Raw genomic sequence first — 23,148 nt, forward strand, 5'->3', positions numbered from 1 at the left:
CGAAGAGTTGATGGATCTCAACGACAATGACTGTGACATCTACTTTCAGGACGGGGTCTTTCATGTGGAAGAGGGGCGCGAGAACTACCCGGTCATCGAGGTTTCCTGGTATGGCGCGGTGACCTTTTGCGACTGGCTGAGCCTGCGGGAAGGACTGCCCCGCGCCTACAATCACGCAAACTGGCGCTGTAACAATCATGTGCCCTATGCGGCGGAGGGCTATCGCCTTCCCACAGAAGCCGAATGGGAGTACGCCTGCAGGGCCGGCTCGACCACGGCCTTCGCCAATGGTGACATCACGGATCTCCACTGCAATGACCCAATTCTCGATGAGATTGCCTGGTACTGCGGCAATTCAGGAGAGTGGACTCGCCCGGTAGCCGGCAAGATCACCAATGCCTGGGGTCTTTATGACATGCACGGGAACATCTACGAATGGTGTAATGACTGGTGGGGCTACTACGATCCCGCCGATGTGACCAACCCGGCCGGACCGATCAGCGGTCCCGTTCGAATCGCCCGCGGGGGAGGATGGGGTTACGAGGCCCACGGCTGCCGGTCTGCCTACCGCGATTACGGCTATGAGAACGATACCTTCCCGAGCATCGGCTTTCGTTTTGTGAGGTCGGACCCCTAGGTCTTGCTTGGTGCTTTACGCCGTCAACCTTATTCCCGGAACCCATCAGTCATGTTTCTGTATAAGCATTTTGTGTCTTGCCTCTAATCCTCGACAAAAGCCCCCGATCTCCCCTGCCTGTTTCGTTTGACCGTCAGGAATGTGTAAGCATTGAGAATATCACTTTAGATTTGAATCGAGGCTTCAAAATGAAATCAATCGTTGTAGGGGTTCTCATCTCAGTCGTAGCACTGTTTACGGGATTATGTGGGCAACACATTCTTCTGCAAGCAGTTGCGCCCGAAATCCCGGGGATGGTGCTTGTGATGCCGGGGAGTTTTGACATGGGTTCGCCCGATTCTGAGCCAGGCCGTTGTGACGATGAAGGCCTGCATACAGTTACCCTGTCCACGCCCTTCTACATGGGTGCCACCGAAGTTACAAGAGCTGAGTACTACGAGATGGAGCAGTGGGCCTATGCCGAGGGTCTTGTCTCTGTTGATGGCGATCACATCGTTGACAATCTTGACGGATCGACACAGGCACTCCGGAGGTTGTCGAAAGGGGAGGCAGTGGGCCGGGCCAGCGGCGCAGACAGTGTCAAGAGACCCGATTTTCCAATGCCGGGAAGCTGGTACCGTGCCGTTAGTTACTGTGACTGGAGGAGCCTGAGAGAGGGCCTTCCCCGTGCCTATAATCACAGTACCTGGCGATGCAACGATCACAATCCCTATGGCGCGCAAGGTTATCGTCTGCCTACCGAGGCAGAGTGGGAGTATGCCTGCAGGGCGGGCAGCGTCACGGCCTTTTCAAACGGCGAGATTACTGACAAAGAACTTCGTTCGAGCACAGTCCTCGAAGATGTCGCTTGGTATCAGAGGAATGCGTACAAGTGGCCCTATGGTGCGTCTTCCAAGTCGGTAGGAAGCAAGCTCCCCAATGCATGGGGTTTCTTTGACATGCACGGGAATGCGTGGGAGTGGTGCAATGACAACTGGGGCGAGTACAGCAAGGACGGGTCCGACCCAAGAGGCTCACTGTCTGGTTCGGAGCGAGTCCTGCGTGGTGGAGGCGCAGGCAACAAGGCCATGCACTGCCGTTCCGCATTCCGTACGCATCTCCCTCCCGCTCCCTCAAGTGAAAGGAAAGGGTGTGGCGTATTGGGCTTCCGCATTGTGAGGTCGGCGTTCTAGCTTCTTGTGACGCAAGGGCTTGTCACCTTGCCTGGATTGATGGTCAGCCCCCGGCGGAAAAACTCTCGCCGGGGGCTTTCCTGAGAGGGAAAAGCGTGCTATGTTCCCTCCCTTCCCCCGAAACGAGGTGAGCGAATGGGCTTCATTCCCACGGAAAAGCTGACGAATGTGATCACAAACAAGTACGAGGCCATCCTTGTGGTTGCGAAAGAGGCTCGGGTGCGCAACAGCATCGCCCAGCTCAAGGAATGGGATCCGGAAGTGGATCGCCCGAAGATCACCTCTCTGGCCATTTCCCGCCTTCTCTCCGGGGATGTGGAGCACTACTACCCGGATCCGGATGCGGAAGTGAGCGAAGAGCCTGCCGAAGAGGAATCCGAAGCCGAAGAAAGCGATGAATAGCCCCGCTTTCCCTGCGCCCCGTCTCCGGGGAATTCGAGTACTTTTGGCGGTGTCGGGTGGAATCGCCGCCTATAAATCAGCCTATCTTCTCAGACAACTTCGCTCGGAAGGAGCCGAGGTTCTTGTCTGCATGACAGAAGCAGCCACTCGCTTTGTGGCTCCCCTCACCTTCGAGACTCTCAGTTCCAATCCCGTCGTGCAGGATCTCTGGAATCCAGCCCTTGAGAAAAGCATCGGCGGGGATGTCGAGCATATTGGACTGGTCCGCTGGGCCGATTTCGCCATTCTGGCTCCTGCAACTCTCAACACTCTCGGCAAGATCGCCCAGGGCCAGGCCGACGATGCCCTGTCCACTTTCTTTGCCGCATTTCCTGCCTCCCGCAGCCTTCTGGCTCCCGCCATGAACACGGGAATGTGGAAGAACCCTGCCATGGTTGAGAACCTCACGATTCTTGAAACCCGCGGATACTTGCGGGTCGGGCCCGGTTCCGGGGAGCTGGCCTGTGGCGATGACGATGAAGGTCGCATGGCCGAACCGGAGGAAATACTGGAGGCCCTGGTCGCCCTGAGCGGGCGAAGGGAGGGCCTGCTTTCCGGGAAGAAGGTGCTGCTCAGCGCCGGGCCGACGCGGGAGGCGCTGGATCCGCTGCGCTACCTCAGCAATCCTTCCACAGGAACCATGGGCTTGGCACTGGCCCGGGCTGCCTGGATCGAGGGTGCAGATGTCAGTCTGGTCGCCGGTCCCGGCGTGGGCAGCCTGGAAGCCGACATCGAGAGATGCGATGTCACAAGTGCCGAGGAAATGGCCGAAGCTCTTCTCTCCCGGGCCGATGATGCCGATCTGGTCTTCATGGCCGCCGCCGTGGCGGACTATCGTCCTGCGCAAGTAGCAGAAGACAAGATGCAGAAGGTGGAGGGAGACCTGAATCTTCTTCTGGAGAGAACCACGGACATTCTCATGGAAATGAAGCATCGCAAGCTTACCGCCTTCCGTGTGGGCTTTGCCATGGAGACGGGCGATCCGCAATCCCGCGCTCTTGCCAAGCTGGAGTCCAAGGGGCTGGATCTGATTGTCGCCAATGACCTGCGGGAAGAGGGGGCCGGTTTTGGAAGAGACAGCAACCGGGTGACGGTCTTCGGCCCCGATGGGTTCCGGCAGGAGTATCCCCTCATGGACAAGTGGCAACTGGCCTCGGAACTGATTTCTCTCGCAGCGGAGAGAAGCGGGAGCAAAAGAGGAGCCGCCAATGGCTGATCAGGAAGAAGCCCGTCGTCTGCTGGCCGGATGGATTCGGCAACAGAAGAAAGACGGCGTGGAAAGAGTGGTTCTGGACCGGGACACTCTCCGGAAGGAAGCGGCGCCCGCTGTGGCAGCAGAATCTCCGCCCGTCATTGAGAAGCCCGCAGAAGACAGCTCCCCCCTGGAAGACCTTCACCGCAAGATCGCCGCCTGTTCTTCCTGCGGACTTGCAGAGACCCGCACGCAGACCGTTCCCGGCGTAGGCAACTCCCGGGCGAAACTTGTATTCGTGGGGGAAGCTCCGGGCGCCGATGAGGACCGTCTGGGAGTACCCTTCGTGGGCCGTGGCGGGCAACTCCTCGACAAGATCCTTGCCGCCATTGATCTGCGCAGGGAAGATGTCTATATCTGCAACATCCTCAAGTGCCGTCCGCCTGAGAACCGCAATCCCGCCGCCGATGAAATCCTCGCCTGCAGCCCTTTCCTGCGACAACAACTGGAAGTTCTGGAGCCGAAGATCATCGTGGCATTGGGACTTTTTGCAGCTCAGTGGCTCACCGGGCAAAAAAAGTCGCTCACCAAGTTGCGCGAGACAGGTCCGCACGAGTATGCTGGAATTCGGGTCTATGCCACCTACCATCCGGCGGCCCTCCTGAGAAATCCGAACTGGAAGAGACCGGCCTGGGATGACTTTCAGGCCATCCGCAAGGAGTATGATCGACAGTGAGCGCGACCAGGGAATCAGCGGTTCGAAAGAGTTCTGCCACGGAGACGGCGAGGGAGGGGCATCGCCTGCCCCCCCAGAACACGGAGGCCGAGGAAGCGGTTCTCGGTGCCCTGCTTCTGGATCGGGAGGCCATTCATCAGGCGATGGAACTCCTGGAACCCGTACACTTCTACGTTCCCCGCAATGGAGACATTTTCCAGGCCATGACTTCGCTCTATCAAAAGAGCCGACCGGTGGATCTGGTTACCCTGACCGAAGAGTTGAACAAGGCCGGCAAACTGGATTCTTCCGGGGGTGCCAGTTACCTGGGCAGCCTTCAGGCCAGCGTCGCCACGAGCGCCAATGTGGCGCACTATGCGAATATCGTCATGGAGAAGTACATCCTTCGCCGCCTGATCAGTTCAGCAGCTTCCATTGTGGATACCTGCTATTCTGCCGTGGAAGACGCAAGCGAGGCTCTTGACCGGGCCGAGGCCGAGATTCTTTCCATCAGTCAGGGTCGCGACAAGCAGAGCTTCGAGCCGGTGAAGAACATCCTCATGGGTTCATTCGAGAGACTTCAGAAGCAGGCTGAAGCGGGGGGCGCCCTGACCGGAGTTCCCACAGGATTCACCAAGCTGGATGAAATGACCGGCGGGCTTCAGCCCGGAGACATGATTATCGCCGCAGGCCGTCCGAGTATGGGCAAGACGGCGCTCTGTCTGAATATCGCGCAGAATGCCGCCATCGAGCACAAGCAGAAGGTCGCCATCTTCTCTCTGGAAATGAGCAAGGAAGCTCTGGTGCAGAGAATGCTGACCTCCGAGGCTCGCGTGAATGCCCACCGACTTCGCTCCGGGAACATGAAGAACGAGGACTGGGCGCTTCTGACCGAAGCGGCCGGGCATCTCAATCAGGCGGAAGTCTATATCGACGATTCTGCGGGATCTTCGGTTCTCGAAATGCGGGCCAAGGCCCGGCGGCTTCAGGCCCAGTTCGGTCTGGACCTGATCATCGTCGATTATCTCCAGTTGATGCGGGCATCGGGTCGCTCGGACAATCGCCAGCAGGAGATCACCGAGATCAGCCGAAATCTCAAGGGATTGGCCAAGGAACTTCATGTGCCGGTTCTGGCTCTCAGCCAGCTCAGCCGTGCTGTCATGCAAAGGGGCGGCGATCACAAGCCCATGCTCTCGGACCTGAGGGAGTCTGGTTCCCTGGAACAGGATGCCGATCTGGTGATGTTCATTCATCGCCCGGAGATGTTCAAGCCGGAGGATGATGAACTGCTCGGTCGCGCGGAACTGATTATCGGCAAGCAGCGAAACGGGCCCACGGGGACGATCCGCCTGACCTTCCACAAGGACTACACCCGTTTCGAAAATCCCGCGCCCGATGAATACGACTACATTGATGCCTAAACGATGGTGGGCGCCCGCCTGGCTGATTCTGGTGCTTCTGGCCTCCCTGGTCTGGGAACTCTCAGGTCAGACCCTGCTGCTTTTGATGATTCCGGCTCTCTTCCTTCGCCGATACTCTTCTTCGGGCGGAGGCTGAGGCTAGCCTGAGCGCCGGGGGCGCTAACACGATGCACGAGCACTTCACACATAAGCCCGGATACGAAGAAGCCCGCTGCCGAAATCGACAGCGGGCGATCCTTGTCTCAACGGACGGCCGAATCCGTCAGAGGGCTTACTTCTTCCAGAAGTAGAGCAGAATCAGCAGGGCCAGCAGTCCGGTAAAGCCAGTGCCGAACTGGGCCACCAGGTTGGTCAGGTTCGTCACAACACTGGTGCTTCCGAAGAAGCTACCGCCAAAGAGGATCTCGATCACAACCGACACGGCAATGAGGGTCATCATGAGCCCCACGATATCCTTGAGCCAGCCGTTAACGGTTCCAATGATCTGTTGCATTTCTCTCTCCTTCGCTAGGTTCTCTTACCCAATTTGAGAAGTATGACGATGCATGAGCTACACAACATCATACTTTGGGGATTGTCGGGCAAACGGCAAAGCTTGCAAGGAGTATTTTCTTTAGGGGAAGATATTCAAGGATAACTGATTCTGGTTCATGAACTTGGACTTCCCTGGGGAATATCCCCCAAACCCCGGTTTTTCCCCTTATCTCTTGACCTGCCCCTTGCGAGCAGTCTTTATGGGGGTATGCGACCCCTGAAGCAGACCAGCCTCTTTTTCGGAAGAAAGATCTTTCTCTGGATCGAGGAACTCGGTGCGGGCTCTCTGCTCCTTGCCCAGATCTTCCGCTACACCCCCCGCTTTCAATTCAGCGGAAATGTGCTCGCTCAACAGATGCTGGAAATCGGGAACCGTTCGATGCCCCTGGTCGTCGTGGTTTCCCTCTTCAGCGGAGCCGTCACGGCGGTGCAGGCCAGCTATCAGTTCGAGGCCTATGTCCCGCTGATTCTTCTAGGAAGCACGGTCTATCGCTCGGTGGTGATCGAACTGGGCCCGGTGCTGACGGGTCTTGTCGTGGGAGGACGGGTTTCGGCGGCTATTGCCGCAGAGATCGGAACCATGAAGGTCACCGAGCAGGTTGATGCGCTGGAAGCCATGGCCATCCCGCCCGTGCGTTATCTGGTCCTGCCCCGCTTCTGGGCCGGCGTGGTCATGCTGCCGGTCATCACGGCCATTGCGGATCTGCTGGCCGTGGGCGGTGCCTGGGCCGTGAGCCTTCTCACGGTTCCCCGCATGACTCACCATCTGTTTATCGAGGGCATCCGCTTGCACTTCTATCCCCACGACTTCTTTGCCGGTTTGCTCAAGTCCCTGTTCTTCGGCATGATTATCACGGCTTCCGGCAGTTACTTCGGTCTGAAGGCCAGTGGCGGCGCAGAAGGCGTGGGCAAGGCCGCCATGCAGGCCGTCGTGGCCAGTTGCCTTCTGATTCTGGTTCTCGACTATTTCCTGGCCACGGTGCTTTTCCAGGTTCTCTTTGAAGGAGGCCTGTAGTGGAAGAGGTTCTGATTCGAATCCGTGGACTCTGCAAGAGCTTCGAGGGGCAGGATGTGCTTCGTGGCGTGGATCTGGATTTCTACCGTGGGGAGACTCTGGCCATTCTGGGAGGAAGCGGCACAGGGAAAAGCGTGCTGGTCAAGCACCTCATCCGCCTTCTGGAACCGGATGAAGGCTTGATCGAAATGGAAGGCCGCGATGTGAGTCACCTGAAGGGACAGGAACTCTGGGCGCATCGACGGCGTTTCGGCTATCTTTTCCAGAGTTCGGCACTTTTCGATTCCCTGAGCGTGGGAGAGAATGTGGGACTCGGGCTTCGGGAGAATACGAAACTGCCGGAAGAGGAAATCTTGTCGATTATCTTCGAGAAACTTCGCCTGGTGGGACTGGAAGGCGTGGAGGACAAGAGGCCTTCGGAGCTTTCCGGGGGAATGCGAAAACGCGTCGGTCTGGCCCGGGCTATTGCCATGGAGCCGGAAGTGATCATCTACGACGAGCCGACCACGGGTCTAGATCCGGTGACCGGTACGGTCATCGGGCAGTTGATTCTGGATATGAAAGAGAATCTCAAGGTCAGTTCCCTGGTCGTGACCCACGACATCCCCCTGGTCTTCCGGGTGGCAGACCGGGTGGTCCTGCTCCAGCAGGGAGAAATCATCTTTGAAGGAACTGCGGAAGCTCTCCGGGAGTCCGCAGATCCACGGGTTTGTGCCTTTGTAGAAGGGCATCAGTCTTAGGAGGACTTGTGAGAAGAAACATCGAACTTCAGGTGGGGCTTCTGGTGGTTTTCGCCATGATCGCCACGACCTTCTGGCTCCTCTTCCTCAAGGAGTTCAAGTTCCAGATCGCGACCTGGCCTGTTCATGTCAATTTCCCCGAGACGGCCGGGATCACCGAGGGCGCTCCGGTCTACGTTCTGGGAGTGAAAAAAGGCGATGTGGGGAAGATCGAACTGGAGCGGAACGGGGTGGTGCTGACCCTGGAAATCGAGGAAGGGGTAGAACTGAGCAAGGACGCTCTCTTCTTCGTTCAACCCGACCTCATGGGACCGACCTATGTCAATGTCAGGCAGGGGACGAGCTCCGAAACCCTGTCTGAGGGCGCCCGGGTTTCCGGGGTGGCCCACGCCGAACTGGGAGCCCTTCTGGAGGACACGGCCCAGTTGCTGGCCCGCCTTGACATTATGGGAGAGCGCCTCGGGGCCCTGATTGCCGGGGAAGGCATGGACTCCATTATGATCGATCTTGGAAGCGGGGCCCGGGATCTTCGGTTTCTGGCGGGAGAAGGAAGACTGCGTCTGCCGAAGGCACTCGCTGACCTGGAAGGCCTGAGCCAGGAGCTTCGCGATTTTGTGGGAAGCGGTCAGGGCTTTCTCACTCGTGGAGAGGAAAGCCTGCTTCCCCTGATCGGACGATTTGACAGCCTTCTCATCGACCTGAACGCCGCCGGGCCCGGGATCCGGAGCCTCGGTCGCAGTCTGGAGTCAGGCGAGGGCACTCTGGGACGGCTTCTCAATGAAGAGGACGTCTACCAGGATATCAAGATGACTCTCCAGAGCGTGGATTCCCTGATTCAGGACATCCGGGCCCATCCGACGAAGTACTTCAAACTGGAGATTTTCTAGGACATTTCCGGACATTTTGGCAGGCGGGCTTCCATTTTCCCGCCCGCCTTGATTTTCCCCCGCTCTTCCTGCATAATCCGGGAGATTCAAGAACCAAGCGCTCGGGCGATGATCCCGAAAAGGAATGAGTGTTCCATGCCTTCAGTTAAGTATCGGAAGAATATCCACCGAATCGACGCACTTTCGAAAGAGGAACAGGATCGACTGGCTCTAGTGGCCGAGCGCTATGCCTTTCGGGCCAATGACTACTATCTCTCCCTGATCAACTGGGAAGATCCTCTGGACCCGATCCGCCAGATCGTGGTTCCCCAGGAGGGGGAATTGGACGCCTGGGGGGCTCTGGACGCAAGCAATGAGGCCGATAACTATGTCGCCCCCGGTTGCCAGCACAAGTACAGCGACACGGCTCTCCTCCTGGTAAACGAGACCTGCGGAGCCTACTGCCGTTTCTGCTTCCGCAAGCGTCTCTTCATGAATGACAATGAAGAGGTGGAGTTCGATCCCACACCGGGCATTGACTACATTCGCGAGCACCCGGAGATCAGCAATGTTCTGCTTACGGGCGGCGATCCCCTGCTGCTCTCCACCGGCAAACTCCGGGCAATCATTACCCGCCTTCGCGAGATTGACCATGTGAAGATCATCCGCATCGGTTCGAAGATGCCGGCCTTCAACCCCTTCCGGATTCTGGATGACCCCGCCCTTCTGGAGCTTCTCGAATCCCACAGCTGCACAAACGGTCGCATCTACCTGATGGCACACTTCAATCACCCACGCGAACTGACCCGGGAAGCCCGCTCCGCTCTTGATGCCCTGCACCACGCCGGGGTTATGCTGGTCAACCAGACCCCGATCATTCGGGGCGTGAACAGCGACCCGAAGGTTCTGGCTGAACTGATGCAGGAACTGAGCTGGATGGGAGTTCCACCCTACTACATGTTCCAGTGCCGACCGACCGAGGGCAACAAGCCTTTCGAAATGCCCATTGTGGAAAGCTGGGAACTTGTCCGGGAAGCAATGACCCGAGTATCCGGCCTGGCCCGCCGGGCGAGGCTGACGATGAGCCATGCCTCCGGCAAGGTGGAAGTGCCGGCCGTGACCCGGGATCACATCATCTGCCGCTATCACCGTGCAAGAAATCCCGAGGACGACGGCAGGGTCATGGTCTTCCATCGGGACGACAATGCCTACTGGCTGGATGATCTTCGCCCCGTCGAACTGGAAGACCGCGACCGCCTCTGGCCGCGTTCGAAGGGTGGCGCGGCAAATCACAGGGGTTTCAACCAGTAGGGGCTTCCTCCGGGGCCTCTTCTTTGCTAGTCTCCCGGCATGGCAAAAACCCGCACCCGATATCTTTGTTCCGACTGCGGCGCAGAAAGTGCGTCCTGGCTCGGCCGTTGCCCTGCTTGCGGCGAGTTTAATACCCTGAAAGAACTGAACCGCGTTCTTGGCAGGAAGGCCTCCAGCAGTCTGGACGGTGTACAGCGCAGTGGCGAAGGGGTTCGCGCCCTCTCGGAGATTTCCCGAAATGAATGCGAACGACGCAGCAGCGGCATCAGCGAACTGGACCGCATTCTTGGCGGCGGCTTTGTTCCCGGCTCTGTGATTCTGGTGGGCGGGGATCCCGGCATCGGCAAGTCCACGCTTCTGATGCAGACGGCTCAGGCCATGGCAGAGGAATGGGATCAGCCCGTGCTCTATGTCTCCGGCGAAGAGAGTCCCGGGCAGGTGCGCATCCGCGCCGAGCGACTTCAGGCACTTCATGGGAAACTACTTTTTCTCGCCAGCACGGATCTTGCCGAAGCCAGTCAGGCCGCCCGCGAACACAAGCCTTCCCTGATGATCATGGACTCGGTGCAGACGCTCACGGATCCCGATCACGAGGGGGTCTCCGGAGCCGCGTCCCAGTTGCGTCAGGTGACCTCGAAGCTGTCCGCATTGGCCAAGGAGGAGGGCTTTCCCCTGGTGCTGATCGGGCATGTAACCAAGGACGGGCAGATCGCCGGGCCCCGGGTTCTGGAGCACATGGTCGATGCGGTCTTGTATTTCGAGGGAGAGACGCGTGGCACGGGGCGCATTCTGCGCACTGTGAAGAACCGGTTCGGAGCCTCGCATGAAGTGGCTCTCTTTGAAATGCGCAACAACGGGCTGGAAGCGATTCTGGACCCCTCGAGCCTGCTGGGCGGAAGTCGTGAGGGCGCGGTTGGCTCGGCCGTCGCCGTGACCTGGACTGGCAGTCGCCCTCTGGCGGTGGAGATCCAGGCACTGGTTTCTGCGACCCGCTATGGTACGCCGGCTCGTGTGGTGCAGGGTCTTGACTCCCGTCGCGTGTCCCTCCTGGTGGCGGTTCTGGAAAAATGCTCGGGGATGCAACTCGGGGGAAGCGATATCTTTGTCTCTGTGGCCGGTGGTCTGAAGCTCGATGATCCGGCTCTCGATGCCGCCCTGATTGCCGCTCTGGCCAGCAGTTTTACTTCCCGTTCGCTTCCTTCCTCGGCTGTTTTTCTTGGAGAAACCGGCCTTCGGGGCGACCTTCGCCCGGTTTCCCAGTTGAATGAGCGCTGTCGGGAGGCCGTGCGTCTGGGCTTCTCCTCCGTCTTTGCCGCCTCTGCCGGACAGGATCTCCCCGCCGGAGTGCAGGGGCTCTCCGATGTACCGGCTCTTCTGCGCGCAGCCGGGGTCTTGCAGGAGGATGCGGCCGGGCGCTAGCCCGGTGGCAATGTGGCTGCGAGAAGTCCTCAAATCAATGGCATTCCCCGCAACTTCCTGCTAGAAATGAAGCATGAACTCGCTTCCTTTCTGGACAGTCATTGTCGCGGCCGGTTGCGGCCAGCGTTTCGGTGCGGCAAGGCCCAAGCAGTACCTGGAACTGAACGGGCGGCTCGTGCTGCTACGCGCCATGGATCCCTTTCTCGATCACGGCGATCCTGACCGCATCATACTGGTCATTCCGTCCGATGATGCGGATTTCATTGCGAAGACTCTGGAAGAAGAGCTTCCCGGAGCAAAGGCTCTTCTGGTTCCGGGCGGGGCAAGCCGTCAGGAGTCGGTCTACCGGGGACTGAGTGCCATCGCCGATGAAGAGGCCAATGTGGCCATCCACGATGCTGCCCGCCCTCTCTTTGATGGCGCGGACTTGCCCGCCTGGATCTCGAAACTGGACGAAGTCCCGGCACTGGTTCCCGTACTTCCTGTTCACGACACCATTCTGGAAGTGGAGGAGGATCGGGCCAGCAGGAGACTGAATCGCGAGAAGCTTGCGGCCGTGCAGACTCCGCAGCTGTTCCGGCTTTCGCTGATCCGACGGGCACATCGCTGGGCACTGGAGCGGGACATCCGGAATGCCAGCGATGATGGAAGCCTGATTCTTGCCATGGGCGAAGAACTACACACGGTCAAGGGAGATTCCCTGAACAGGAAAATCACCCTGGCCGAAGATTTCGAATGGGCGGAAGGTATGCTGAAGGAGAGGGAATGAGCCGTTGCGGCATTGGCTATGATTCACACCGGTTTGCAGAGGGCCGCGCCCTGATTCTCGGTGGATGGGAGATTCCCGGTGAGAAGGGGCTGGAAGGTCACTCCGACGCCGATGTTCTCTGCCACGCACTGGTCGATGCCATTCTGGGAGCGGCCGCCCTGGGGGACATCGGGCAGCATTTTCCCGACACGGACCCCCGATGGAAGGACGCTTCGAGTCTGGATTTCCTGAAACAGACCATCGCCCTTCTTCAGTGGAAGCAACTGCGTCTCCTGCATCTGGATGCAAGCATCATTACCGAGAGCCCCCGTTTGTCTCCTCACCTGGATGCGATTCGGGCCTCGCTTGCTGCGGCAGCTGGGCTGGAAGTGACCGCAGTTTCCGTCAAGGCCACGAGCAATGAGGGCATGGGCTGGATCGGTCGCGGTGAGGGTATGGCCGCACTTGCGATTGCCAGCGTGGAGGAAACATCATGAGTGAGATCAGGGTGAGATTTGCACCCAGCCCGACCGGGAGCCTGCATCTGGGCGGCGCACGCACGGCACTTTTCAACTGGCTTTTTGCCCGCAATCTGGGTGGAAACTATGTCCTCAGAATCGAGGACACCGACCGCGAACGCTCCACCGCAGAAAGCGAGGATCAACTGATTCGCTCCCTGCGCTGGCTGGGTCTCGACTGGGACGAAGGCCCCGACTGCCCCGGCGAACACGGTCCCTACCGGCAGAGCGAGCGCATGGAAATCTATCGGGAAAGGGCAGAGGATCTGCTGGCCCGGGGCCTTGCCTACCGCTGTTTTTGCAGCGACGAGCACCTGACCGCCGAAAGGGAAAAGGCAAAGGTAGAAAAGCGCGACCCGGTCTACGATGGCCGCTGTGCCGGGATCGATCCCGAAGAAGCGAATCGACGCGCGGAAACCGAGCCTCACACGCTTCGTTTCCGTATGCCGCAGAAGGACATCACCATCCGTGATCTTGTGCGGGGAGAGGTCACCTTTCCCGCAGGAATGGTCGGAGACTTCATTCTGCTGAGGAAGGACGGAATGCCCGTCTACAACTTCGCTTGTGCGGTCGATGACGGGCTGATGGAGATCAGCCATGTCTTGCGCGGCGAAGATCACCTCTCCAACAGCCTTCGGCAGGTGGCTCTTTATGAGGCGATGAATCTGCCGCTTCCCGAGTTCGCCCACCTTTCGATGATTCTCGGGGAAGATCGCTCCAAGCTGTCCAAGCGCCACGGTGCGGTCAGCGTGGAGGCTTTCCGGGAGGCGGGTTATCCTGCCGAAGCCCTTCTCAATGCCCTGGCCCTGCTGGGCTGGAATCCCGGCGATGACCGCGAGCGGATGAGCCTGGAGGAGATCACCGAAGCCTTCGATATCGCTCGTGTTCACAAGGCGGCCGCCGTCTTCGACCGCGACAAGCTCGACTGGATCTCGGGAAGCTGGATCCGGGAGCGTTCGGGGGAAGAATTGCAGGAGCTGGCCCGTCCCCACCTGCCCGAAGAAGGCGAGCGGCTGCCGAAGATTCTGGATGTACTCAAGGATCGCATCCACTGCTTTGGCGACCTGCCTGCAGAGATGGAATCCTTCCGCGGAGATCTGCCGACACCGGATGAGGAAGCTCGGGAGTGGCTCAAGGGTGCGGGGGATTTTCTCGCGGCCCTGGCCGATGCCCTCGAGAATCGGGAGGTGGACTTCAAGTCTCTTCTCAAGGAAGTGGGCAAGGAATCGGGGCGAAAGGGCAAGGAGCTTTTCATGCCGACACGGGTTGCCCTGACGGGGCAGACTCATGGTCCCGACCTGGGAGCCACGGCAGAACTGCTGGGCAGGGAGCTGGTCATCGAAAGACTGAGAAAGGCAAGAAGCCATGGGTGAACTGAGTTCCTGGCCGAGCTGGGAAGAGCGCTACCGTGAGCAGCCCGTGGAGGACATGCCCTGGTACTCCACGGAACTGGATGAGGATTTGCTCACCGCTCTCAGGAGCCGGGAGATCAGTGCCGGGCACATTCTGGACATCGGAACGGGGCCGGGCACTCAGGCCCTCGAGCTTGCCCGCCTCGGCTTTGAGGTCACGGCCACGGATCTTTCGGAGTCGGCCATTGAACACTGTTGCCAACTTCCCGGCCAGGAAGATCTGGAGATCGACTGGAGGGTGGACGACATCCTCAACAGCCAACTCAGCCCCAGCTTCGACTTTATTTTCGACCGGGGCTGCTTTCATGTGTTTCCTCCGGAGAAGCGCTCCGTCTACATCCGCACCCTGCGCGTTCTTCTTCACAGCGGAGGTCTGCTCTTTCTGAAGACCTTCGACAAGAAAGAACCTCGCCCCGAAGGCCCGCAGCGCTTTCATCCGGAAGAGCTCCGGGAACTCTTTCAGAGAGACTTCGAGATTCTGGGAATCGAGGAAACGGTCTATCAGGGGAAGCTTCAACCTCCTCCCCTTGCTCTCTTTGCCGTGATGAGGCGACGCTGATGAGATCGCTCTTCCAGATTCGTGAGGGGATCCATTTCCTGAACCACGGATCCTTCGGAGCCTGCCCGCTTCCGGTCTTTAAGGTCTATCGCCGATGGCAGAAGGAACTGGAAGAACAGCCGGTCGAGTTTCTGGGTCGCAGAGCCCCCCTCCTCATGGCAGAAAGCCGCGAGAAACTGGCCGCCTTTCTGGGGACCTCTGCGGGAAATCTGGTCTACACGAGCAATGCTTCGACGGCTCTGAACACGGTGCTCAAGAGCCTGCGCCTGAAGCCGGGTGATGAAATCCTGACAAGCAATCATGAGTACGGAGCCATGGATCTCTGTCTGGATTTCGTGGCAGAGAAGACCGGGGCGAAGGTGCTTCGGGCGAAGCTCGACCTTCCCCTTCAAAGCCGGGAAGAAGTAATCGATGCGTTTACCGACAGAATGAGCGAAAGCACGCGGCTGCTTTTTCTCAGCCACCTGAGTTCTACAAGCGCCCTGGTATTCCCCTTGGAAGAACTGACCGCTCATTGCCGAGAGCGGGGAATCCTGACAGTCATCGACGGCGCTCACGTCCCCGGCCATCGTCCGCTGGATCTGGAAGCTCTCGGCGCAGACTTCTACTCGGGAAACTGCCACAAGTGGATGCTCTCTCCCAAGGGTGCGGCCTTCCTCTATGCCCGCAAGGAAGTCCAGAGTCTTGTCGAGCCCCTGGTCACAAGCTGGGGCTGGCGAGCGGACATGAACGAGGACTCTCCCTTTGTCGCCTTATCCCACGGTTCCCGTTTTGTGATGGAAAACGAATGGCAGGGCACTCGCGACATTTCTGCCTGGCTGACAATTCCTGCGGCCATCGACTTTATGAAAGAACACGACTGGCCGATGTGGCAGGGGAAGTGTCACCGCAGGACCCTGGAGGCTCGCGCTCGCCTTGTCGAAATCGCGGGCCTGCCGGAGATCTGTCCGGCCCATGAAGACTGGATAGGGCAGATGGCAGCCTTTGAAATCCCTCCCTGCGATGTCATCGCCCTGCAGAAGAAACTCTATGAAACTCATGGCGTAGAAGTGGTCGGCATCGAGTGGGAGAATCGGAGCTTTCTGCGCTTCACCGTGCAAGCCTATAATACCGACGCAGACCTGGAGGCTTTCGAGAAGGCTCTGGATTGCGAACTTAAAGGAGACTTTCAATGAAACGATGGATCCTCTTGATGCTGATTCCGGCAATGCTCATGGCCGACACCTATACGCGCGAGAGTTTCGACGAGAAGTTGAACGAAATGATCCGGCGCGAGACGGCGGTGAGCCTCTGTTGGGACTATGCCCGCAACAGTGAAGACGGAGATCTTCTTCACCATGTTCTCGAGACCTGGCTCTGGGTGGACGAGAACTCGGCTCGCCGCTATGGGGAGTCGGCCTGGCGGGGGAGCCAGACGGCAGAGACCGCATGGATCCGGGGCTATCTTGCCGAAAACGCCGACGAAAAGGTTCGCTTTGCAAGAGAGGCCATCAAGCGAGATGCCGAAGGCATTTCCGCCTATCGTCTTCTGCTGGAAACCTATGAATCGGAACTCTTCGGCGGCGATTCGGAAAGCCTGGCCGAAAGCTGGACGCAGGATCAGGGCTTTCTGGAAACCTACATTGCTCTCGGAGCTCCGAATGCAAAGCGCATCGCCTATCGTCATGCCCTTTACACCGGCGACCATTCTGCGGCCCGGGGCTTTTTCGACGCGGCAAGGGAAGAGGGTGCCCGCTGGGCTACCCATCCCAATGAACAGCTTTCGCTTCTGCTTCAGGAAGGCCGGGAGAAAGAAGCCATGGAGGCTCTGGATGGCATCGTCGATGGTTACCGCAAGGGTGGCTACATCGAGAACGAGGAAATGGCCCAGGAGGTTCGGGAGTATTTCCTTAAGGCCATCTACTCGGAGATCGGCGATTACGAGTCCTGCATCGCTCTTGACCGCGAGCGAATCGCCCGCAATGACACGGAGGGAGCGCGATACGATCTGGCCTGTGCCCTGAACCTTTCCGGTGACCGGGAAGCGGCTTTCGAGGAACTGGCAAAGGCCCTGGAGATGGGTTATCGCGAGCCCCTGCACATGCAGGATGACCCGGATCTCGCCGGTCTCCACGAGGACGAGCGCTGGGCCGCACTCATGGAAAAGGCCGAGTCCAATGCCCGGGAAGCCCGTGGTCCGGCTCGGGAGAAACTGCGCGAAACGGTTCTGGCTACGGCCCTGGAGAAGGAGGCGCCGGACTGGACGCTCCCCGATCACAATGGGAAGAATGTCAAGCTTTCGGACCTTCGCGGTGAACTTGTCATTCTGGATTTCTGGGCCACCTGGTGCAGTCCCTGTCGGATGGCCATGCCCCTGATCGACCAGTGGATTCGGGAGGAGATGCCCGAAGGTGTGAGAGTTTTCTCCATCAATGTCTGGGAGAAGATTCCCCTCAAGGCAAGACTCTTCATGGAGGACAATGATTACTCGATGGAACTTCTTTTCGGGGACAATGAACTGACCGGGGCCTATGGCGTGAAGGGGATTCCCTACATCTGCGCGATTGACCCGGAAGGGGTCATTCGTTTCGAAGAGAGCGGCTACTCTCCCGAACTGGGGGACAAGTTGGCCATCTGGGCCGAGGAGCTTCTCCCATGAGCGACCGGCTCTGCCTGGTCACCGGTGCCTCTTCCGGCATCGGTTTCGAGACGGCCCGCGGCCTGGCTCGGGAGGGAGAAAGAGTGCTGATCCTGGGCCGGGATGAGGAGAGAACGGCCCAAGCCGCTACGAAGATCTATGAGGAGAGCCGGGCGGAAGTGATTCCCCTGGTCGCGGACCTTTCCAGTCAGAAGGAAATCAGTAGCCTGGCGGCGCAACTGCGCTTGAAGTATTCGAAGCTGGACCTGCTGGTGAACAATGCGGGCGCGGTCTTTCCGCAACGCAGGCTGAGCGGGGATGGAATCGAGATGACTTTTGCGCTGAACCATCTTTCCTATTTCCTGCTTACCCGGGAACTGGAGGGTCTCCTGAGAGCCGCCGCTCCGAGCCGCATCGTCAATGTGGCTTCGGCCATGCATGCGAGGGCGCGTTTTGATATCGAAGACCTGCAGTGCGAAAAGCTCTACCGGCCCTGGGATGCCTATGCGAGGAGCAAGTATGCGAACCTGCTTTATAATTTCGAACTGTCCCGGCGACTTGAGGGCAGCGGAGTCAGCACGAACGCGGCGCATCCCGGGCTGGTCAATTCCCGGATTGCAGTGAGCGGCGAACTGGGTTTCTGGGGACGGCTTTTCTTCCGCCTCTTCGGCAAGTCCGAACAGAATGGCGCGCGCTGCAGTCTCTACCTTTCCAGTTCGTCCGAAGTGGAGGGCAAGAGCGGAGGCTACTACTCCGACTGTCAGGAAACGGAATCCCATCCGGGAACCCGAAACCCTGAAACCGCTCTTCGGCTTTGGGAAATCAGCGAGGAACTCTGCAAGGAGGAATCATGATGGAGAAAACCGGTTACACCTTGTTGTCCATTGTCGGCATCATCTGGCTGGTTCTGGTCATCGTCGGCATGGTGGGGGCTTATCCCTGGGGGCTCATTGGGTTTATCGCCCTGATCGGCTTCGGCGTTCTCTTCGTGAGAGTTCTGGCCGATCGACTGGAAAACCGGGAAGATGATCACTATTCAAGGAACGTGGACAAGTAGGAGGGATCATGCTGCTCACCACACAGGATCGTTTTGAGGATCGGGAGATTGTGGAAACCCTTGGTCTTGTGCGAGGAAACACGATTCGGGCCAGGCATGTTGGCAAGGATATCATGGCCGGTCTTCGGAGTATTGTGGGCGGGGAGATCGGGGAGTACACGAAGATGTTGGCCGAGTCCCGCGAGCAGGCCTGCGATCGCATGGTTGCAGGAGCGGAGGCTCTTGGTGCCGATGCCGTGGTCGCCCTTCGTTTCACCACGGCAACGGTCATGCAGAACACGGCGGAATTGCTGGCCTACGGCACGGCAGTTCGCCTGAAGGAGTAGTCAATGCGAGAGATCCGTTTTCTCCGAATCCTGCTGACAGCACTTGCCGTGACGGTCATCAGCATCGGAATCGTCACTCTTGTGATCACCGGCTATGGGATGAAACTCGCCGTGGAATCCGGGGGGACGCCGGACCAGGCGATGATCGAGACTTTCGTCGCAAAGCACGCTTCCTGGATGGGCTCGGTGTCCTCGGCGATCCTGCTCTTTCTCGGCGCATTTCATGTGGCCCGGAAAGTGCCGGAACGCAAGGTGCTGAACGCCTTCCTTGTCGGGGTCTTTCTCGCCCTTCTCCATCTGAAGTTTGTCGGTGAGATTCAAGCCTTTCCCTTCTTTCTGGATCTCAGTCGAACCCTTCTATTGGCCTTTCTTGGTGGAATGACGGGAGCAAGAAAGTGAGCCGCATTGCTTTGTTGATGGGCGGCGAGAGCGCCGAGAGGGAGATCAGCCTCCTCAGTGGTCGGGCGGTGGGCGATGCCCTTCGCGGGATCGGACACGAGGTTCGTGAGCTGGATCCGGCCCACGAGGATCTTGCCCTGGCGCAGGGTTGCGACCTGGTTTTCGTGGCACTTCACGGAGGCGAAGGAGAGAACGGAACCCTTCAGGCCAGACTCGGGGAACTCGGCCTTGCCTATACGGGAAGCGGCCCGGCTGCCAGTCGCCTGGCGATGGACAAGAGCGAAAGCAAGAGGATTGCCGCCGGGGAGGGGATTCAGTCGCCCGCAGGTTTTCTGCAACATTACACTGCTGCGGAGCTGGCCAGCCCTGCCACGATTCTCGACCTGAGGGCAAGAATCGAGAGCGAAATCGGTTATCCGGCTGTGGCAAAACCGAACCGGGAGGGGTCGAGTGTGGGGCTGGCCCTGCTTCATGGCCGGGAGGATTCCTCCCTGAAGCTGCCCCGGGTTCTTGCGGCCTCCGGCGAGATTCTCGTGGAGAAGTTCATCGAGGGAAGGGAACTGACGGTGGCGATTCTCGGTGATCGCGCCCTTCCCGCCCTGGAGATTCTTCCCGAAAGCGGTCTTTACGATTACCGGAGCAAGTATGAAAAGGGGCAAAGCCGCTACGAATGCCCGGCCAGGCTTTCCGGTGAACTCTCAGACAGCCTCGCCGAGCAGTCTCTGCGGATCTACCGGAGCTTTGGCTGTCGGGGCTTTGCTCGCGTGGACTGGCGACTGGATCCCGACGACAGCCCCTACTTTCTGGAACTGAACACGATCCCGGGGATGACGGCCACCAGCCTGGTTCCCATGGCCGCCGCCGCTGCGGGGCTTGACTTCCCTGCTCTCGTTGCGGAAATTGCTGATCTCGCAATGGAGTAAACTGTGAAGCAACTCTTTGGAATGATCCATCTGCCGCCTCTTCCCGGCAGCCCCCTTTCGAAGCTCAGCCTTGAGGCGATTGAGGAGAGGGCCCTTCGGGATGCCTCTGCCTATGCGGCAGCCGGCTTCGGTGGCCTGATGGTGGAGAACTACGGCGACAGCCCCTTTTTTCCCGGAAAGGTGGGCCCGGAGACCGTGTCTGCCATGACCCGGATTGCCGCCGCCCTGCGCGAGGCACAGGGAGAGATGGCTCTCGGAATCAATGTCCTCCGCAATGATGGAGAAAGTGCTCTGGCCGTGGCGCATGTGGTGGGAGCGGAGTATATCCGCGTGAATGTTTTGGCCGGCGTGGCGCATTCGGATCAGGGTACTCTGGAGGGAAGAGCCGCGGAAATTCTCCGGCTTCGTCGCCGATTGGACTCTTCCGTGAAAATCCTGGCCGATGTGGATGTGAAACATGCCCTGCTTGCTTCCCACGAAGATCCCCTGCATCAGGCCGAGGACCTTCTGGAAAGAGCGGGTGCCGACGCGCTGATCGTGTCGGGGCGCTCCACGGCCTCGGAAGCGGACCGGGAATTGCTGGCCCGCCTGCGGGAGCACTTTCCCTCGGCGGTTCTCCTGATTGGCAGCGGACTGAATGCCGGAAACGCCGGGGAATTGCTGGGAAGTGCGGATGGAGCCATTGTCGGCTCTTCGCTGAAGAAGGGCGGGCTTACCGAAAATCCTGTGGACCCGGAGGCGGCGAAGGAACTGATGAGCATCGCAAGAGCAATACAGGGAGTATCATGAGTTTGCAGATCTACGATCCAATCCGGAAAAAGAAGGTGGAGTTCCAGCCTGTCCAGGAGGGCAAGGTCGGGATGTATGTCTGCGGGATGACCGTTCAGGGCGAACCTCATATCGGCCACATGCTTGCCGCCCTCAGTGGCGACATGGTGCGACGCTATCTGGAGTATCGGGGCTATGAGGTCACCCTGGTGCAGAACTTCACGGATATCGACGACAAGATTCTCCAGAAGGCCGCAGAAGAAGGCGTGGACTATCCGGTGATCGCCCAGCGCAACATCGACCTCTATTTCCATTATGCCCGGGCTCTGAACATTGCGGATGCGACGGTCTACCCGAAAGCCACGGAGCATGTTCCGGAGATGTTCGAGATCATCGAGAAACTGATCGAGAAGGGGCATGCCTACGAGTCGAACGGGGATGTCTACTATGATGTAAAGAGCTACGATGACTACGGTCGTCTCTCCGGCCGAAGGATCAACGAGCTTCAGTCGGGGGTTCGCATCGAGGTGGAAGAGGGCAAGCGGGACGATCTGGACTTCGCTCTCTGGAAGTCGGCTCCCGAGGAAGAGCCGGGTTTCGAAAGTCCCTGGGGCTGGGGTCGCCCGGGCTGGCATATCGAGTGCTCGGCCATGAGCATGAAGTACTGCGGCGAGACTCTCGATATCCACGGCGGCGGACTGGACCTGAAGTTTCCCCACCACGAAAACGAGAGAGCCCAGAGCCAGGCGGCTACGGGAAAGACCTTCGCCAATCACTGGCTGCACAACGGACTGGTGACCGTCGGCGGAGAGAAGATGAGCAAATCCGACGGGAACTATGTTTCCATGACGGATCTCATGAAAGACTTTGAAGCGGAAACCGTCCGCTTCTACCTCCTGAGCACTCATTTTCGAAGCCGGGCCGAGTTCGACCGGGATCAACTCCATCGCGCCCACGGAAGTCTGAACCGGATCCGTGAGTTCAGCATCAGCCTGCACGAGAGCCTGGAAAAAGCCCCCAAAGAGGTGGAAGTCCGTGCGCCCGTGGGGGATAAGCTGGAAGCAGCTTGCGATCTGGCCCTTGAGCGCTGGCATGAGGCCATGGATGACGATTTCAACACGGGCGGAGCCATCGGGCATATCTTCGAACTGGTCAAGGAGTTCAACCGCTTGATGGCAGAAGACGCAGAGGGACTGTCTCTGAATCGCCAAGCCCTTGAAAAATCGACACTTGCACTGGACACCATGTGCGGGGCTCTGGGGCTGTTCATCGAAGGGCTTCCGAAGGAGCGCCGGGTGGAGATCTCGCCAGAACTCCTTGACTTGCTGGCACTTCGGGACAAGGCCAGAGCGGAAAAGGACTGGGCCGCTGCCGACCGCTACCGGGACGAGATTCTTGCCGCCGGTTTCCAGGTTCTCGACGGTCCGGAAGGAAGCAGTCTGAAGAAAACCTGATCCCTTTTCGGGAGACCCTTTTCTTCCATATCCCCTTGACACTCGCCGACTTTCGACCTACTATGCCGCCCCGGCAGATTCTGTCGGTAAACGTACAGGTGTGGGCGCAAGTCCTTTTTCTACAGATTGAAATAGAACCTTGCCCAATGGGGCAGGGTCTTCCTGTGCGCCGGAGGACAGGGTCTTCCAGTGCTGGCGTAGCTCAACTGGCAGAGCGTCTCACTTGTAATGAGAGGGTTGGGGGTTCAAGTCCTCTCGCCAGCTCCCGGTTTGCTTGGAGGGGTTCCCGAGTGGTCAAAGGGAACAGACTGTAAATCTGTCGGCGAAGCCTTCGGAGGTTCAAATCCTCCCCCCTCCACCGCTTGATAGCCAGAGGCAATGTGCCTGATTTATGCGGGAATAGCTCAGCTGGCTAGAGCATCAGCCTTCCAAGCTGAGGGTCGCGGGTTCGAATCCCGTTTCCCGCTCCTTTGATGGGTAGGAGAAAAGGGCGTTGCCCAGGTAGCTCAGCTGGCAGAGCACATCCTTGGTAAGGATGAGGTCGGCGGTTCAAGTCCGCTCCTGGGCTCCTGCATCATTTTTCGAAAGCCGCGGATGCGGCAACACGATCTCAGGAGGTCGATTCGCCATGGCGAAAGAGAAGTTTGAGCGTACGAAGCCTCACGTAAACGTGGGGACGATCGGACACGTTGACCACGGGAAGACGACCCTGACAGCGGCGATCACGCAGCGTCAGGCGAAGGCGGGGCTCGCCGATTTCACTCCTTTCGATGAGATCGACAAGGCTCCCGAGGAGCGCGAGCGCGGGATTACGATTGCGACGGCTCATGTGGAGTATCAGACGGAGAAGCGTCACTACGCCCATGTGGACTGTCCTGGTCACGCAGACTACGTGAAGAACATG

At 58.9% G+C, this 23,148-nt stretch carries 27 protein-coding genes and 4 tRNA genes; 30 read left to right on the plus strand and 1 reads right to left on the minus strand.

Features of this window, described 5'->3' with window-relative positions:
- The 7 genes from QGH30_09150 to QGH30_09180 all read left to right on the plus strand — a co-directional run.
- Positions 1 to 637: formylglycine-generating enzyme family protein (locus QGH30_09150; GenBank protein ID MDP7022507.1), on the plus strand; the 637-nt coding region annotated here is incomplete at its 5' end.
- A 188-nt stretch (positions 638 to 825) separates the two neighbouring features.
- The gene (locus QGH30_09155; GenBank protein MDP7022508.1) at positions 826 to 1,809 is read left to right on the plus strand and encodes a formylglycine-generating enzyme family protein; all 984 of its coding nucleotides are present in this window, start codon (positions 826 to 828) and stop codon (positions 1,807 to 1,809) included.
- Positions 1,810 to 1,944: 135 nt separating this feature from the next.
- Entirely contained in the window at positions 1,945 to 2,211 is a 267-nt protein-coding gene (locus QGH30_09160) for a hypothetical protein (GenBank protein MDP7022509.1), read from the plus strand.
- Complete coding sequence (gene coaBC / locus QGH30_09165) at positions 2,204 to 3,466, plus strand: bifunctional phosphopantothenoylcysteine decarboxylase/phosphopantothenate--cysteine ligase CoaBC (protein ID MDP7022510.1); 1,263 nt, start codon at positions 2,204 to 2,206, stop codon at positions 3,464 to 3,466. Before QGH30_09160 ends, coaBC begins: the two co-directional genes overlap by 8 nt.
- Positions 3,459 to 4,178 carry a uracil-DNA glycosylase gene (locus tag QGH30_09170; GenBank protein ID MDP7022511.1) on the plus strand — a complete coding sequence of 240 codons (720 nt, stop codon included), beginning with the start codon at positions 3,459 to 3,461 and terminating at the stop codon, positions 4,176 to 4,178. Before coaBC ends, QGH30_09170 begins: the two co-directional genes overlap by 8 nt.
- Positions 4,175 to 5,578 carry a replicative DNA helicase gene (gene dnaB, locus QGH30_09175; GenBank protein ID MDP7022512.1) on the plus strand — a complete coding sequence of 468 codons (1,404 nt, stop codon included), beginning with the start codon at positions 4,175 to 4,177 and terminating at the stop codon, positions 5,576 to 5,578. The genes QGH30_09170 and dnaB overlap by 4 nt, the downstream gene beginning before the upstream one ends.
- The gene (locus QGH30_09180; GenBank protein ID MDP7022513.1) at positions 5,571 to 5,714 is read left to right on the plus strand and encodes a hypothetical protein; all 144 of its coding nucleotides are present in this window, start codon (positions 5,571 to 5,573) and stop codon (positions 5,712 to 5,714) included. The genes dnaB and QGH30_09180 overlap by 8 nt, the downstream gene beginning before the upstream one ends.
- 135 nt (positions 5,715 to 5,849) lie before the next feature.
- Here the strand turns inward: QGH30_09180 and QGH30_09185 are convergent, their stop codons facing one another.
- Positions 5,850 to 6,071 carry a hypothetical protein gene (locus tag QGH30_09185; GenBank protein MDP7022514.1) on the minus strand — a complete coding sequence of 74 codons (222 nt, stop codon included), beginning with the start codon at positions 6,069 to 6,071 and terminating at the stop codon, positions 5,850 to 5,852.
- 249 nt (positions 6,072 to 6,320) lie between these two features.
- Between QGH30_09185 and QGH30_09190 the strand changes: the two genes are divergently transcribed.
- The 23 genes from QGH30_09190 to QGH30_09300 form a co-directional block, all read left to right on the plus strand.
- Entirely contained in the window at positions 6,321 to 7,127 is an 807-nt protein-coding gene (locus tag QGH30_09190) for an ABC transporter permease (protein ID MDP7022515.1), read from the plus strand.
- A complete protein-coding gene (locus QGH30_09195) occupies positions 7,127 to 7,867 on the plus strand; it encodes an ABC transporter ATP-binding protein (protein ID MDP7022516.1) in 741 nt (246 codons plus the stop codon). The genes QGH30_09190 and QGH30_09195 overlap by 1 nt, the downstream gene beginning before the upstream one ends.
- A gap of 8 nt (positions 7,868 to 7,875) precedes the next feature.
- The gene (locus QGH30_09200; protein ID MDP7022517.1) at positions 7,876 to 8,754 is read left to right on the plus strand and encodes an MlaD family protein; all 879 of its coding nucleotides are present in this window, start codon (positions 7,876 to 7,878) and stop codon (positions 8,752 to 8,754) included.
- Between the two features lie 135 nt (positions 8,755 to 8,889).
- Complete coding sequence (locus tag QGH30_09205) at positions 8,890 to 10,044, plus strand: KamA family radical SAM protein (GenBank protein MDP7022518.1); 1,155 nt, start codon at positions 8,890 to 8,892, stop codon at positions 10,042 to 10,044.
- Positions 10,045 to 10,083: 39 nt separating this feature from the next.
- The gene (radA, locus tag QGH30_09210; protein ID MDP7022519.1) at positions 10,084 to 11,463 is read left to right on the plus strand and encodes a DNA repair protein RadA; all 1,380 of its coding nucleotides are present in this window, start codon (positions 10,084 to 10,086) and stop codon (positions 11,461 to 11,463) included.
- 73 nt (positions 11,464 to 11,536) lie between these two features.
- Positions 11,537 to 12,232 carry a 2-C-methyl-D-erythritol 4-phosphate cytidylyltransferase gene (gene ispD / locus QGH30_09215; GenBank protein MDP7022520.1) on the plus strand — a complete coding sequence of 232 codons (696 nt, stop codon included), beginning with the start codon at positions 11,537 to 11,539 and terminating at the stop codon, positions 12,230 to 12,232.
- A complete protein-coding gene (ispF, locus tag QGH30_09220; protein MDP7022521.1) occupies positions 12,229 to 12,708 on the plus strand; it encodes a 2-C-methyl-D-erythritol 2,4-cyclodiphosphate synthase in 480 nt (159 codons plus the stop codon). The genes ispD and ispF overlap by 4 nt, the downstream gene beginning before the upstream one ends.
- Entirely contained in the window at positions 12,705 to 14,102 is a 1,398-nt protein-coding gene (gltX, locus tag QGH30_09225; GenBank protein MDP7022522.1) for a glutamate--tRNA ligase, read from the plus strand. Before ispF ends, gltX begins: the two co-directional genes overlap by 4 nt.
- The gene (locus tag QGH30_09230) at positions 14,095 to 14,700 is read left to right on the plus strand and encodes a class I SAM-dependent methyltransferase (GenBank protein MDP7022523.1); all 606 of its coding nucleotides are present in this window, start codon (positions 14,095 to 14,097) and stop codon (positions 14,698 to 14,700) included. The genes gltX and QGH30_09230 overlap by 8 nt, the downstream gene beginning before the upstream one ends.
- Positions 14,700 to 15,875 (plus strand): aminotransferase class V-fold PLP-dependent enzyme, encoded by a 1,176-nt coding sequence (locus QGH30_09235; protein ID MDP7022524.1) that lies wholly within the window; start codon positions 14,700 to 14,702, stop codon positions 15,873 to 15,875. The genes QGH30_09230 and QGH30_09235 overlap by 1 nt, the downstream gene beginning before the upstream one ends.
- Positions 15,872 to 17,338, plus strand: coding sequence for a TlpA disulfide reductase family protein (locus QGH30_09240; protein MDP7022525.1), 1,467 nt, complete (start codon positions 15,872 to 15,874; stop codon positions 17,336 to 17,338). The genes QGH30_09235 and QGH30_09240 overlap by 4 nt, the downstream gene beginning before the upstream one ends.
- Entirely contained in the window at positions 17,335 to 18,171 is an 837-nt protein-coding gene (locus QGH30_09245) for an SDR family oxidoreductase (protein MDP7022526.1), read from the plus strand. Before QGH30_09240 ends, QGH30_09245 begins: the two co-directional genes overlap by 4 nt.
- Positions 18,168 to 18,374: a hypothetical protein gene (locus tag QGH30_09250; protein MDP7022527.1), complete on the plus strand. Its 207-nt coding sequence runs from the start codon at positions 18,168 to 18,170 to the stop codon at positions 18,372 to 18,374. Before QGH30_09245 ends, QGH30_09250 begins: the two co-directional genes overlap by 4 nt.
- 8 nt (positions 18,375 to 18,382) lie before the next feature.
- Positions 18,383 to 18,700, plus strand: coding sequence for a YbjQ family protein (locus QGH30_09255; GenBank protein ID MDP7022528.1), 318 nt, complete (start codon positions 18,383 to 18,385; stop codon positions 18,698 to 18,700).
- 3 nt (positions 18,701 to 18,703) lie between these two features.
- On the plus strand, positions 18,704 to 19,099 hold the full coding sequence (locus tag QGH30_09260) for a DUF3792 family protein (protein ID MDP7022529.1): 396 nt from the start codon (positions 18,704 to 18,706) through the stop codon (positions 19,097 to 19,099).
- Complete coding sequence (locus tag QGH30_09265) at positions 19,096 to 20,022, plus strand: D-alanine--D-alanine ligase (GenBank protein MDP7022530.1); 927 nt, start codon at positions 19,096 to 19,098, stop codon at positions 20,020 to 20,022. Before QGH30_09260 ends, QGH30_09265 begins: the two co-directional genes overlap by 4 nt.
- Before the next feature lie 3 nt (positions 20,023 to 20,025).
- Complete coding sequence (locus tag QGH30_09270; protein ID MDP7022531.1) at positions 20,026 to 20,811, plus strand: BtpA/SgcQ family protein; 786 nt, start codon at positions 20,026 to 20,028, stop codon at positions 20,809 to 20,811.
- Complete coding sequence (gene cysS / locus QGH30_09275) at positions 20,808 to 22,244, plus strand: cysteine--tRNA ligase (protein MDP7022532.1); 1,437 nt, start codon at positions 20,808 to 20,810, stop codon at positions 22,242 to 22,244. Before QGH30_09270 ends, cysS begins: the two co-directional genes overlap by 4 nt.
- Before the next feature lie 191 nt (positions 22,245 to 22,435).
- Positions 22,436 to 22,508 (plus strand) — tRNA-Thr (locus QGH30_09280).
- Positions 22,509 to 22,520: 12 nt separating this feature from the next.
- Positions 22,521 to 22,602 (plus strand) — tRNA-Tyr (locus QGH30_09285).
- 35 nt (positions 22,603 to 22,637) lie between these two features.
- Positions 22,638 to 22,711 (plus strand) — tRNA-Gly (locus tag QGH30_09290).
- A gap of 28 nt (positions 22,712 to 22,739) precedes the next feature.
- A tRNA-Thr gene (locus QGH30_09295) sits at positions 22,740 to 22,812 on the plus strand.
- A 60-nt stretch (positions 22,813 to 22,872) separates the two neighbouring features.
- The coding region (locus QGH30_09300; GenBank protein MDP7022533.1) for a GTP-binding protein at positions 22,873 to 23,148 on the plus strand (276 nt) is incomplete at its 3' end.

The organism is Candidatus Krumholzibacteriia bacterium (assembly GCA_030748535.1).
Lineage (GTDB): Bacteria > Krumholzibacteriota > Krumholzibacteriia > JACNKJ01 > JACNKJ01 > JASMLU01.

Coding starts and splice junctions, on each gene's coding strand:
- QGH30_09205 (MDP7022518.1), top strand. CDS start 8,890: ATGCCTTCAGTTAAGTATCGGAAGAATATCCACCGAATCGACGCACTT.
- QGH30_09190 (MDP7022515.1), top strand. CDS start 6,321: ATGCGACCCCTGAAGCAGACCAGCCTCTTTTTCGGAAGAAAGATCTTT.
- QGH30_09255 (MDP7022528.1), top strand. CDS start 18,383: ATGCTGCTCACCACACAGGATCGTTTTGAGGATCGGGAGATTGTGGAA.
- QGH30_09155 (MDP7022508.1), top strand. CDS start 826: ATGAAATCAATCGTTGTAGGGGTTCTCATCTCAGTCGTAGCACTGTTT.
- QGH30_09170 (MDP7022511.1), top strand. CDS start 3,459: ATGGCTGATCAGGAAGAAGCCCGTCGTCTGCTGGCCGGATGGATTCGG.
- QGH30_09250 (MDP7022527.1), top strand. CDS start 18,168: ATGATGGAGAAAACCGGTTACACCTTGTTGTCCATTGTCGGCATCATC.
- QGH30_09235 (MDP7022524.1), top strand. CDS start 14,700: ATGAGATCGCTCTTCCAGATTCGTGAGGGGATCCATTTCCTGAACCAC.
- QGH30_09245 (MDP7022526.1), top strand. CDS start 17,335: ATGAGCGACCGGCTCTGCCTGGTCACCGGTGCCTCTTCCGGCATCGGT.
- QGH30_09260 (MDP7022529.1), top strand. CDS start 18,704: ATGCGAGAGATCCGTTTTCTCCGAATCCTGCTGACAGCACTTGCCGTG.
- cysS (MDP7022532.1), top strand. CDS start 20,808: ATGAGTTTGCAGATCTACGATCCAATCCGGAAAAAGAAGGTGGAGTTC.
- QGH30_09185 (MDP7022514.1), bottom strand. CDS start 6,071: ATGCAACAGATCATTGGAACCGTTAACGGCTGGCTCAAGGATATCGTG.
- QGH30_09160 (MDP7022509.1), top strand. CDS start 1,945: ATGGGCTTCATTCCCACGGAAAAGCTGACGAATGTGATCACAAACAAG.
- QGH30_09240 (MDP7022525.1), top strand. CDS start 15,872: ATGAAACGATGGATCCTCTTGATGCTGATTCCGGCAATGCTCATGGCC.
- coaBC (MDP7022510.1), top strand. CDS start 2,204: ATGAATAGCCCCGCTTTCCCTGCGCCCCGTCTCCGGGGAATTCGAGTA.
- ispD (MDP7022520.1), top strand. CDS start 11,537: ATGAACTCGCTTCCTTTCTGGACAGTCATTGTCGCGGCCGGTTGCGGC.
- gltX (MDP7022522.1), top strand. CDS start 12,705: ATGAGTGAGATCAGGGTGAGATTTGCACCCAGCCCGACCGGGAGCCTG.
- QGH30_09230 (MDP7022523.1), top strand. CDS start 14,095: ATGGGTGAACTGAGTTCCTGGCCGAGCTGGGAAGAGCGCTACCGTGAG.
- radA (MDP7022519.1), top strand. CDS start 10,084: ATGGCAAAAACCCGCACCCGATATCTTTGTTCCGACTGCGGCGCAGAA.
- ispF (MDP7022521.1), top strand. CDS start 12,229: ATGAGCCGTTGCGGCATTGGCTATGATTCACACCGGTTTGCAGAGGGC.
- QGH30_09180 (MDP7022513.1), top strand. CDS start 5,571: ATGCCTAAACGATGGTGGGCGCCCGCCTGGCTGATTCTGGTGCTTCTG.